This is a genomic window from Aeromicrobium sp. (assembly GCF_037719875.1).
In the GTDB taxonomy this organism is placed as follows: domain Bacteria; phylum Actinomycetota; class Actinomycetes; order Propionibacteriales; family Nocardioidaceae; genus Aeromicrobium.
In genome coordinates, this window is sequence record NZ_JBBJMJ010000029.1 from 1 (window position 1) to 11,277 (window position 11,277).

Consider the following 11,277-nt stretch of genomic DNA (forward strand, 5'->3'; position numbering starts at 1 on the left):
TTCCGTCCACATGCTCCTCGATCCGGGCGGAACTCGCAGACGTGTGCTTGGTGTCGGCCATGTCCTGTATCCCCTTGACGCTTTGGCGGCATGCAATATAGTAAACGAAAGTCAACCATGGTGGGCGAACTCCATGAGTCGGCTCCCGCAGACGGAGGTATTCGTGACGCGCAAGATCGTAGTCGTCGGTGGCGGAGCAGCAGGTATGGGCGCGGCCGGCGGAGCCAAGGCGGTCGACCCAGACAGCGAGGTCGTGGTCTACACAGGGTTCGACGATGCGGCTTACAGCCCGTGCGGCATCCCCTATGTCCATGGCAAGGAGATCGACAGTTTTGAGCGGTTGTTCCTCGCGTCGAAGCAGGCCTACGTCGACGCCGGGATCGATGTCCACTACAACGCCAACGTCACCAGCGTCGATGTCACGCGCAAGGTGGTCCACGTCGCCGACCTCGGTGAGGTCTCATGGGACACCCTGGTGCTCGCGACCGGGTTCAACTACGCGGATCCGGGGGTTCCCGGCGGCGATCTCAAGGGCCTCTATTACGTCAAGAACATCCGCGAGGCCATCGAATGGGACAAGGTCTTGGACACGGTCAAGTCGGCGGTCGTCGTGGAGGCCTCCCCGCTCGGCGTCGAGATGGTCACGGCGCTCGCGCACCGCGGGATCGAGACCCACCTGGTAGCCCCGAGTCCGTGGCCCATGTCGGAGATCGCCGATCCCGACATCATGGCGCCGGTCGAGGACTCCTGGCGTGAGCTCGGAGTCACTGCACACTTCAACACCACCCTGAAGGCGTTTGTCGGTGCCGACGGCCACGTGTCTGCGGTGCAGACGTCCGACGGTGAAATCAAAGCCGACCTGGCGGTGATCTGCACCCACAAGGAGCCGAACAACGCGCTGGGCGTCGCTGCCGGGCTCAAGGTCGGGTCCACCGGCGGCCTTGTCGTCGACGAGCGCATGGCGACCTCCGTCTCCGGAGTCTTCGCGGCGGGAGACTGCACCGAAGTCCCGAACGGACTGACGGGCGTCCCGCTCCAAGGCCTCACGGGCAGCCACGCGTACGCGCAAGGAAAGACCGCGGGGAGCACCGCCGCCGGCGGCTCGCGCACCTACAGCGCGGTCTACGTGCCTTGGGGCACCGCCGCAGGGAAGTGGATCATCGGCGGTGCGTCCTTCGGCGAGACGACCGCCACCGCGCTGGGGATCCCGTACGTCGTCGGCACCGCGCAGGGCATTTCGCGAGCCCGCTACTACCCGGGCGTCAAACCGGTCAAGGTCAAACTGCTGGCCGCGCCCGGCAGTCTGCGACTCCTCGGAGCGCAGATGGTCGGCGGCGAGGGCATCAAGGAACGCGCCGACTTCCTCGCAGTTGCGGTCAAGTTCGGCCTGACCTTGCGTGACTTGGCACGCATGGAGAACGTCTATTCACCGGCCATCGGGGCGCTCAACGAGCCGATTGTGGTCGCCGCCCAAAACGGCATCGACGCATTGCAGAAGAGCTGAAGATGTCGTTCTCCCGGTGGTTGCGTAGCAACTCAGAACACTATCTGTTGATAGCAGCACAAGACCGCATAGCCCGTCAGCACGGAGCTCAAGCGCCTCGGTCACCGCGCGGCCTCCGTGAGCTGTTCTGGCTACGGGTCTTCGCCCCGATCTACCGGGTGCTGCCATGGCCGCTGCGGCACAAGATCATGCTGATGATGCCGGGGAGCCATCGCCAGCATTGGGCACCACCGCCCCAACCGCACGGCTCGGCCGTGCAAGCACATATTCCGAGGAGTTCAACCCAACAACAGAAGGAGTTTGGCAATGGCTCAGATCGTGGGTGAGCGCGTCAAGAAGGGCGACGCAATCGTCGATTATGAAGACAAGGTCTTCGAGGACATCCAGGCGGAGCAGGGCGAGAGTGCCTACATCCTGATGCACACGGTGCCCTTCGAGGGCTCGGTGGGCCTGGTGAACATGCTGACCGCGACACGGATCAACCGAAAGGGCTTCGACACGCACCTCGTGCTCTATGGCCCTGGTTCGTTGATGGCGTCGGCCGCACGCGGCTACCCCAAGGTCGGTGACGAGGCCTTCCCAGGTGCGCTCGGGTACAACAAGCAACTGCAGACGTTCATGGACGAAGGCGGCCATGTCTACGCGTGCAGGTTCTCAGCAGCGGCGCTCTACGGCATGCGGGAGATCGACATGATGGAGGGCGTAAGGCCGATCAACCCGCTCGACGTCCTGGATGCTGTGCTGACGGCGCGGCGCAGCAACGCGCTCATCATGCAGACCTGGACGGTCTGATCGACTTCGACCCTGGGCGCCGCGGCTGGATCGCGCGGCGGCTCCGCCGTGGGCTCAGGACGCGGCGGTCAGCGGGGCACTCGGGCGTACAAGCGGGCGTGCTCGTCCGCGGCCCGCTCCCAGCTGAAGGCCGGAACCAGGGCGCGACCGCCACGAATCAGGGCCCTGCGTAACGCCTCGTCTGCGACCAACCTGTGCATCCCCCCGGCCAAGGATGCCGGGTCGCCCACCTGGGTCATGACGGCGGTCTCGTCCTGCGTGAGATATTCGCGCAAGACCGCGATGTCGCTGGAAACCACCGGAAGATCGGACGCCATCGCCTCGAGGACGGCCAGACCCCAGCCCTCCTTGACCGAGGGGAAGACCAACGCATCGGCGCTGCGATACCACTCGTGAAGCTCGGCATCGCTGATCGAACCGGCAAGGACGACATCGCTACCGAGCTCGAGCCCCAGCCCGGGCAAGGTCGCGAGAACTTCGTCGCGGTATCGGCTGTAGTCCTGGAACGAGTGACCGCCGACCACGACGAGCGCCGGCGCAGGGTCGAGCTCACGCGCCAGAATGGCCATCGCCTGGAAGAGGAAGATGCTGCCCTTGCGGGGTTCGATGCCCCCAACAGACAAGAAGACGAAGCGATCAGCCAGCCCTGCGCGCTCGCGGAGCCCGGCGCGCCGGCCGGGATCGATGGGAGGGAATCGAGCGGCGTCGACACCGTTGTGAATGACGACGGCGTCCACCCCGTAGTCGGCCTTCAGCTGGTTACGCCAGTCCTCGCTCACGACGACCAGCTGATCCGGTTCCTCGATGGCCTTCCGCTGACAGTCGATCAGCACCTGCGTGGTGAAGTCGTCCACATGGTGCACGGTGCGCACGACACGCACGTTCGCGCCGGCGTCCGCACCCGCGCGGCCGCACGCGAGATGCAGTCCTGCGTGTGAAACAGGTCCACCTCGGCGGCGATCTCGGACAGCCCCGCCTCGAGGTCGTCGATCGAGGCGAAGACCCGCGCCTCCAAGGTGTCGGCTGGTGGCGACGGTGAGATCAGAGAGTACGGCGCGCGCACTGGACGGAAGAATCCCTGCTCCGGATCGCCGAGCGACACGATGCGCACTGGCATCGCCTTTCTACCATCGCCTCCGCCAGCGACAAGGTATGGACGACGCCACCACGCGGCTTCGTCGAGTAGCTGACCAACGCGACTCGCGGTTGACCGGGTCGGGCGAGGGCGGCATTCATAGCGGGATCCTTACCAGACTCGGATCGCCGGTGGCGATCGCCGCGGCGACCAGCGAGGCCCGTGCCGCGGTTTCCGTGACGATACAGCCAGCCTTGACCAGCCGGTCGCGCTGAGCGGTGAAGCCCTGCGGGTCATGCTCGGTTCCTAACACGTACGCAACGACCTGCGGGCCACCATCGGCCATGACCGACTCACACACCGGAGCGAGAGTCCCAGCCGGGTCGGGGTCGGCGCCGTAGCCGAGAACCACATCAAGGATGATCACGCCGACCTGGGGGTCTGCGGCGTGCTCGTGAATCAGCTCGACCCGAGCCTCCGGGTCGATCATCGGGTGCGGACGTCCGCGGGTGTACTCCTCCTCGCCCATGTCGAGGCACTGGTGAGACCCGTCCGGTGCAGGTAACCCCCACTCCTTGGTGATCGGGGTGTTGGAGCGAACCTCGCCGATCGTCCGGCCCAGGATGACCAGGGACTCGTAGCACAGCGTCCCACCCGAGAACAGGCCCCTGACCAGCGAGCGTCCCGGCCTCATCCGCTGCAGCGACAGCTCCACCGACGGGCCCAACGTCTGGGTGGTGTCGGGCGCAGTCATCCCGAGGAGGCCGAGCGCAGCGACTACCCCAGACTCCAGCGTATCGGCGAGCACGACTCCTGGTGGCGCCGGGAACTCGGGGTCGAGCCCGATCAGCGCCGCGACCAGGGGGGTTTCGCCCGCGGTCGCGAGCACCGCCGTGGCGACGTCGGGCGAAGGCGGCTTGGAGACGAAGAGGATGACCTCCGTCGCGGGGTGCTCGCGCAGCGCCGAGATAGCCGAGCGCGTCATTCGCCCGCCCACCTCCGACGACATGTCTCGTCCACCGACGCCGATGACCTGGCTGACGCCCGCGCCCCAACGGTCCAGGAGTGACATCGCCTCCTGCGCGCCGGTGCCGGCAGCCGCGACGATGCCGACGCTTCCGGGCGCGACCGCGTTGGCGAAGCCCAGGCCGGTGCCACCGATCAGCGCGGTGCCTGCGCCGGGTCCCATCAGAAGGCGGCCGCGGCTCAGCGCGTGGTCCTTGAGCGCTTTCTCCTTGGCGAGCGGCACGTTGTCACTGAACAGCAGGACGTCCAAGCCCGAGGAGAGGGCTTGGTAGGCGGCCAGCGCGGCGTAGTCGCCTGGCACCGAGATCACCGCGACGTTGGATTCGGGCTGGGCGCGCAGTGCATCGCGCAGGGAGCGTGGCGCGTCGTGCTGGCGATCCCCGTCGCCGGCCGGACCCGACGACAACACGGTGGACTCGCCGACGGCCAGCGCCTCCGCGGCTTGGGACTCGTTGGCCGCCCGGACGACGAGGAAGAAGTCGTTCGATCCGGCGTCGGTTACCTGTGCCGGCTCGATGCCTTCCGCGCGAAGTGTCTCGACGTTCGCGGGAGTGGCCATGGCCGCACTCGCCCAGTCCACGCCCTCGGTCTCCCGCATCGCCCGCATGCCACGAAGCTGTACGACGGAGTCGACGTAGGTGTCGCGGAAGAACTTGATGGCCATGGTCATGCGATGGCTCCCTCGCGGCTCTTGACAGTGACGATCCGCGTCCCTAAGGACTCGTCAGCCGGGTCGGCGCTGTCGAGGGTGGCCACGACGAGCTGAGCTGTCGTGATCACCGAGACCTGCCCGCCGCGACGAACGAACCGGGTCGCGGCACGCACCTTCGGCCCCATGCTGCCCTCCGGGAACTGCCCAGCCGCCAGGTGCCGTTCGGCTTCCACCGCGTCCACCCATGTCAACCGGCGCTGGGTCTCCTTGCCGAAGTCGAGGTGGACGGCATGCACACCGGTGACGAGGACGAGGGCCTCCGCCTGTAGCTGATGGGCGAGCTCGGCCGCCGCGTAGTCCTTGTCGATGACCGCGTCCACCCCGTCCCAGTCCTGCCCGCGGCGACCCACCGGAATCCCGCCCCCACCGCCGGTGACCACGACATGACCGGCGTCGAGAAGGCATCGAATCGCATCGATCTCGACGAAACCTTTCGGCTCCGGGGATGCGACCACACGGCGAAACCCGCGGCCGGAGTCTTCGGTGACGTCCCAACCGCGCTCGCGGGCCAAGCGCGTCGCCGCGTCTTTGGAGAAGAACGGTCCGATCGGCTTCGTCGGTCGGTCGAACGCAGGGTCGTCGAGCTCCACGATGACATGGCTCAGCAGGGCCGCAATGGGATGGCGTCGTCCGCAGACCTTGTACAGCGCGATCGCGATCAGCGAGCCCAGCTGCCCCTCGGTCATGGCACCGAGGCTGAACAGCGGCATCTCGGGCACGTCGCCGCGTCCCCTCTCCTGCTGGATCGCGAGGTTACCGACCTGGGGGCCGTTGCCATGGACCACGACGACGCGCCAACCAGCATCGAGCAACGCGCAGATGGGCACGGCCATCGCTGCGGCGTTGGCGCGCTGCTCGTCGTACGTCCCTTGCTGACCCTCGGCAGCGAGAGCATTCCCACCAAGGGCAACCACGGCGGTCCTGGTCACGACTCCTCGCTTCGATGGATAATCAGCCGACACAGTGACGGTTGCTGTGGAAATTCGGGGATACGTTTAGCATACTGGGCATGCATGAACGATAGTGAACGGCCTGGGCAGGCACAAGGCGCCCGCTCTGAGTCGAGGTGAGGACATGGTTGGCGCTGTCGTCGACATCCCTGTCGAGGCGATGGCGAGGTTCACCGCCGCCGAAGCCCGCCTGTACCCGATGGCCTTGACGGTTGCGGCCGGCTACCAGCGGGCGACGACACTTGTCGCGCTCGTCGCCGACGAGGTTCGTCGGAGCTGTCCTGACATCTCGACGGTCCTGAAACGACGCGCTGAGCTGATCGGGCTGCTGCCAGAGCTCGCGGCTGCGGCCACCCTGAGTCTGGGCGAGCTGCCAGCGGATGCCGTGGTCGACGCGGCCTCGGCCTTGCGCTGCCGCGAGCTGCAGGCCGCCGGCGCGGCCGAATCCTTCCGAATGCGCATCGCGGCTGCGCGAGCCGACGGAGTTGAATGGCTCGTGACCGAGGCCGACCCGGCCGACGTCCTGGGCGGCAGCTATCGACAGGTCGAGACGCATGTGCCGACCGGCTCGAGCCTCATCATGTCGATCGAGGCCGGCGGGTTTCTGGAGAGCCCGACGTACACGATCGAGCTGGTCCGTCGTGGCGAGGAGTCGACGGCGACGCCGTCGCACGTATGGGCGTATCCAGATCGCGACGCCTGGGCTGCAGCGGCGCAGGACATCCGAGCCGGACTGTCCGGTGCTTCGTGAGCTGCGTCTGTTCCCTTGACATCAAGACCGGAAGATGGCTTACTAAAGGTTATGATTCGTGTCGCGAAGTAAACGCGAGATCACTGAGTTTGGGAGAGTGCAATGAACGAGAGTCGTGGGTCCTCCGCTGTGGCGACACCGCTCGAATCGCCGCCTGCACAGCAGCTGGAGCCAGCGGCCGCCGCCGCCGCGCTGGCGACGCTGGTCGTCGACCTCCAGGCTCGTGGCCTGCGGGTCGAGGCGCCGCTCGAACGGCGCGAGGGCGGTGCCGGCCCGTCGGACTCCGGCATGCTCTGGGTTGGCGGCTTCCCGATCACGGTCCCGACGGACAACGCGGCGGCGGCAGGCTCGCCGTACGTCTTGAAGGCCGAGGACGACGGTTATGCCATCTTCGAAGGAGCTCAGCGGCTGGCGGGAGCCTCGACCCAGCGGCGCCCACGCTTCTATGACCTCAGCACAGCCGACGGCGTACCTTACTGGAAGATCGGCCTCCTCCATCTGGACTCCTTCGCCAGCACCGTGGTGCAGACCTGCTCGTACTGGGGGAACGACGACCAGTGCAAGTTCTGTGGCATCGGAGTCTCTCTTGACTCCGGTCGCACCATCGTCAAGAAGACCCCAGAACAGCTCGCCGAGGTGGCGATGGCGGCCAAGGAGCTCGACGGCGCCGTCGATGCAACGCTCACCACCGGAAGCTCCAACGGCATCGATCGTGGCGCGCGGTACGTCGCGCGCTGCGGCCATGCGGTCAAGGAGGCGACCGGCTTGCCGGTGGAGGTCCAGTTCGAGCCACCGAGGAACCTCGACGTGATCGACGAGGTCGCCGACCTGGGCATCGACTCGGTGGGCATCCACGTCGAGTCGTTCGACCCGGACGTGCTCGCGCAGGTCGCGCCCGCGAAAGCTCGCACCGGCATCGAGCAGTACTTCCAGGCATGGGAGCGCGCGGTCTCCCGCTTCGGAGAAGGTCAGGTTTCCACCTACGTCATCCTGGGAATGGGCGAGGATCCGGAGCTCACCGTGGAAGGTTGCCGGCGGGCGATCGACATGGGCGTGTTCCCCTTCGTCGTACCCATCCGGCCAGTGGCCGGCAGCCTCATGGAAGATGTCCTGCCACCGGAGCGCGCGTACACAGAGAGCATCTACCGCAAGGTGGCCAGCTACATGAGCGAGCGAGGGATGGATGCCAGCGTTCCCAAGGCCGGCTGTGCCCGATGCCAGGCGTGTTCCGGCCTGGCGAGTGTGCAGGCCCTCCTGCAGATCGGCCCGCGTCCGGTACAGATCCCCCATGCAGTCTGAGTTGAACCTGACCGACGCAGCTGTGCCGGAGCAAGCCCTGCGCGGCCAGCCTCTTGCGAGCACCGGAATCGTCTGCAGACAAGCTCGTTCGGCCGCCGAGCGCGCCGACCACCTCGCCATTCGGCACCGGATCTTCGTCGACGAACAGGCCGTCTTCGCCGAGTCAGATCTGGACGCCCACGATCAGGACGGGTCCGCGATCGCTCTGCTCGGCTATCACAACGGGGTCGCCGCTGGGACCGTGCGGCTCTTCCTGCTCGACCGGACCGCGGGCCTCTGGCAGGGCGACCGGCTGGCCGTGCTCTCGCCGTACCGGACGCGCGGCCTCGGAGTTCCCCTGGTGCGTTGCGCGGTCGCGACCGCAGCGGCGCGCGGTGGGCAGCGGATGATCGCCCACATCCAGCTCCCAAACATCGCATTCTTTCAGCGGCTGGGCTGGACCAAGGTGGGTGATGCAGAGATCTACGCGGGTCTCGTCCACCAGCCCATGAGCATCGAGTTGCCGACCCAGGACGAGGGCATCGCGATCGTCGGGAAGCTCGCGGCCGGGGTCAACGCGCGAGACCTGTGACCCCGCTGAGTGCGAGGTCGATCACCGTGGCCTGCTGGCCTTTCGAGCGCACGGCCACGAGCCCCGACTCGTCGATCACCCCAACCACTGCGGCCTCGAGATCGCGTGCATGAAATGCCGAGAGGCAGTCGTCCTCGCGTCCCGGTGGGGAGCACAGCAAGAACCCGTACGCCGGGAAGCACGTCAGCCAGTCGCGCATTGCCACCCCGGCCGGGCACGGGACGACGTCGAGATCCACGGTCACGCCGAGCTGGCTCCACTCGAGCAGCATGGCCAACGAGCCGACGAGTCCGGCCATGCTGACATCCTTGGCAGCGACACAGGCCCCAGAGGCCGCAACGGAAGCGAGGACGCGGACATCGTCGGCCAGCCTGGTCCCGCGCTCGTCGAACGAACGGAAGAACGGAAAGTCGGTCCGCATCGCCCCAGCCGTGCAGGCGGCCACGATCAGCGACTGACCCACGGCAACATTCGTCGTGGACAGCACAGCGCGGCCCGACCTACGCCGAACGCCGACAGCGCGGGCGCGCCATCGTGCACCGTAAGGTGACCGCCGGCCAGCTCGACGTCGTACCACCCGCACGCCGCCTTCATGCCCTGAAGAGCCGCTCGGGCCAGCTCGGGACTGCCGACGATCGTGTCGACGATTGCCAGCGGGATCGCGCCCATGGCGGCAAGGTCGTTCACGTTGGCCAGCACGGCGGCGACACCGGCGCCGTAGGGGTCCGAGGCCACGAACGCTGGAAGCAACGCTTCGCCGCAGGCGATGACCTGATCCTCGCCGGGGCCGTCCTGCCCGATCCGGGGTCGAGCCGCCACCACCGCGCCGTCGTCTCCGGGTCCGTGGATCCAGTTCCCACTGCCGAGAACGTCAGAGACCAGTTTGATCTCGCTCTTGGCCCGAAGCGCCGGATGCGATCGCAGGTAGCCGGCCAGCTCGTCGAGCTCGACCCCGTGGTTTGCACCGGTGCTCATGGATACCCCTCGCGGCTGGGAAGGCACGTCCGACGACCTGACCATCTCTGTCGGAAAGTGAATGATACATGTAGTATAGGCAACGTGACTGCGCCTACGTTCCTCAGCCTGCCAGAGCGCAGCGCGAAGCCCAGGACTGTGGGTCTCACCCACGTCCTCGACAAGGGAACGACGGTCGAGTCGACCCAGTCGGTCCTGACCGCGGCTGCCCATATCGATGTGTGGAAGTTCGGTTGGGGAACCGCCTATCTCGACACCGCGTTGACCGCCAAGCTGGGCTTGCTGAGAGCGGTCGGGATACGGGCCTGCCTGGGCGGGACGCTGCTCGAGATCGCCTGGACCCAGGGAAAGGCGGAGCAATGCCTGGAGTGGGCGGCGGAGGTCGGATTCGACAGCGTCGAGGTTTCCCGCGGAGTTGCGCCGATGACCCTGGCCGACAAACACGAGCTCCTGCGCCGGGCGGCAGAGTCGTTCGTGGTGCTGTCGGAGGTCGGCAGCAAGGACCACGACCAGGTCCTCACCGCCGAGCAATGGGCCGATGAGGTTGCCGGCGATCTCGCGGCCGGTGCCCGCTGGGTGATCACCGAGGGTCGAGAGAGTGGCACGGTCGGGATCTACCGCACTGACGGCTCGATTCGCGAGGACGTCGTAGCGGCGGCGGTGGCCGGCGGCGGGGTCGACAAGATCCTCTTCGAGGCCCCGCGCAAGGACCAGCAGGCGTGGCTGATCCGCAGGTTCGGTCCTGACGTCAACCTGGCCAACAGCCCCTGTGACGAGGTGCTCTCCGTCGAGACCGTGCGGCTGGGGCTGCGAGCCGACACCTGCGACCTCTCCCGGCGATGGCAGCCCGCGTGACTCAGCCCGGCGCCCCCATTGGACGCAACGTCGTGCCGGGCGCATATCGCGGGGTAGCAGTGACGACGGTCGACTGCGAGCTCGATGAGGCTTCTCTGGCACGACACTTCGTCGGACGCGAGGCCTACCGTCGGACTCGTTTCATCGTCGTCCGCAAGGGTCTGCAGACGGCCATCATCGCTGTGCGGAAGGAAACCGACGAGCCGCTGTTCGCACCCATCACTGCAGTTCAGTTACTGGTCGGGGCGGCCGACTGCGCCTACGTCGAGGACTCTGACGTCGATACGGCCGTGCCCACCGCCCTGGCACAGGCCGCGCTGACCCATGCGCAAGGCAAGCGGGGTGTGGTGGTCCAAGGCAGATACAGCCATGTCTGTTTATTCATCGACTCGGCGCCGCTTCGGGTGACGGTTCGCGAGGTGGTGCCGCCCTACCCCGCGAAACTGTTCGACCAGACTCGGCGCGTGCTGGAAACGGCCGAGCACCTGCCTCCGATCGAGCTGATACCCGACGTCGTCGAGCTCGAACAGCTGGCACTGACCAGGCCATCGACCAACTACCTCCTGCCGTGCCGCGGCGGTGGGGTGTCCATCGACGGTGCGAGCACGGCCTACCTGGACGAACGTCCTGCGCACCAACCGTGGACGCTGATCGGCTGTGAGAGATCGCAACAGATCCATGAGTGGTTCTACGGTGAGCCCGCCGACCAGGTCGACATCTGCCCACGAAAGAGGGCCGGTGGGACCGGCGCGATCCTGACCAAGTGT

The 11,277-nt window shown here is 66.9% G+C and carries 13 protein-coding genes; 7 read left to right on the plus strand and 6 right to left on the minus strand.

The genetic code is table 11. The features are described from left to right. Positions 1-163 precede the first annotated feature (163 nt). Both WKF39_RS16390 and WKF39_RS16395 read left to right on the plus strand, forming a co-directional pair. Positions 164-1,504: an FAD-dependent oxidoreductase gene (locus WKF39_RS16390; RefSeq protein ID WP_340390382.1), complete on the plus strand. Its 1,341-nt coding sequence runs from the start codon at positions 164-166 to the stop codon at positions 1,502-1,504. Positions 1,505-1,810: 306 nt separating this feature from the next. Then, positions 1,811-2,296, plus strand: a complete 486-nt coding sequence (locus tag WKF39_RS16395; protein WP_340390384.1) for an MSMEG_0572/Sll0783 family nitrogen starvation response protein — start codon at positions 1,811-1,813, stop codon at positions 2,294-2,296. A gap of 68 nt (positions 2,297-2,364) precedes the next feature. On the opposite strand, the gene WKF39_RS16400 is transcribed toward WKF39_RS16395, so the two are convergent. The 4 genes from WKF39_RS16400 to WKF39_RS16415 form a co-directional block, all read right to left on the minus strand. After that, a complete protein-coding gene (locus WKF39_RS16400; RefSeq protein ID WP_340390386.1) occupies positions 2,365-3,177 on the minus strand; it encodes an MSMEG_0565 family glycosyltransferase in 813 nt (270 codons plus the stop codon). After that, a complete protein-coding gene (locus WKF39_RS16405) occupies positions 3,123-3,413 on the minus strand; it encodes a hypothetical protein (RefSeq protein ID WP_340390388.1) in 291 nt (96 codons plus the stop codon). The genes WKF39_RS16400 and WKF39_RS16405 overlap by 55 nt, the downstream gene beginning before the upstream one ends. A gap of 115 nt (positions 3,414-3,528) precedes the next feature. Then, a complete protein-coding gene (locus tag WKF39_RS16410; RefSeq protein ID WP_340390389.1) occupies positions 3,529-5,067 on the minus strand; it encodes an FdrA family protein in 1,539 nt (512 codons plus the stop codon). Next, positions 5,064-6,038: a carbamate kinase gene (locus WKF39_RS16415; protein WP_340390391.1), complete on the minus strand. Its 975-nt coding sequence runs from the start codon at positions 6,036-6,038 to the stop codon at positions 5,064-5,066. Before WKF39_RS16415 ends, WKF39_RS16410 begins: the two co-directional genes overlap by 4 nt. Before the next feature lie 145 nt (positions 6,039-6,183). On the opposite strand from WKF39_RS16415, the gene WKF39_RS16420 reads away from it, so the two are divergent. The 3 genes from WKF39_RS16420 (at position 6,184) to WKF39_RS16430 (ending at position 8,680) form a co-directional block, all read left to right on the plus strand. Beyond that, complete coding sequence (locus tag WKF39_RS16420; RefSeq protein ID WP_340390393.1) at positions 6,184-6,810, plus strand: hypothetical protein; 627 nt, start codon at positions 6,184-6,186, stop codon at positions 6,808-6,810. A 102-nt stretch (positions 6,811-6,912) separates the two neighbouring features. Further along, the gene (locus tag WKF39_RS16425) at positions 6,913-8,109 is read left to right on the plus strand and encodes an MSMEG_0568 family radical SAM protein (RefSeq protein WP_340390395.1); all 1,197 of its coding nucleotides are present in this window, start codon (positions 6,913-6,915) and stop codon (positions 8,107-8,109) included. Beyond that, a complete protein-coding gene (locus WKF39_RS16430; RefSeq protein WP_340390396.1) occupies positions 8,099-8,680 on the plus strand; it encodes an MSMEG_0567/Sll0786 family nitrogen starvation N-acetyltransferase in 582 nt (193 codons plus the stop codon). Before WKF39_RS16425 ends, WKF39_RS16430 begins: the two co-directional genes overlap by 11 nt. Here WKF39_RS16430 and WKF39_RS16435 read toward each other — a convergent pair. Continuing rightward, positions 8,661-9,143 carry an AIR synthase-related protein gene (locus tag WKF39_RS16435; RefSeq protein WP_340390398.1) on the minus strand — a complete coding sequence of 161 codons (483 nt, stop codon included), beginning with the start codon at positions 9,141-9,143 and terminating at the stop codon, positions 8,661-8,663. The genes WKF39_RS16430 and WKF39_RS16435 overlap by 20 nt on opposite strands. After that, a complete protein-coding gene (locus WKF39_RS16440; protein ID WP_340390400.1) occupies positions 9,128-9,655 on the minus strand; it encodes an AIR synthase related protein in 528 nt (175 codons plus the stop codon). The genes WKF39_RS16435 and WKF39_RS16440 overlap by 16 nt, the downstream gene beginning before the upstream one ends. A gap of 84 nt (positions 9,656-9,739) precedes the next feature. Here WKF39_RS16440 and WKF39_RS16445 point away from each other — a divergent pair, with 84 nt between their 5' ends. After that, on the plus strand, positions 9,740-10,510 hold the full coding sequence (locus WKF39_RS16445) for a phosphosulfolactate synthase (protein WP_340390401.1): 771 nt from the start codon (positions 9,740-9,742) through the stop codon (positions 10,508-10,510). After that, a partial coding sequence (locus WKF39_RS16450) for a hypothetical protein (protein ID WP_340390403.1) occupies positions 10,507-11,277 on the plus strand: 771 nt, incomplete at its 3' end. The genes WKF39_RS16445 and WKF39_RS16450, both read left to right, overlap by 4 nt.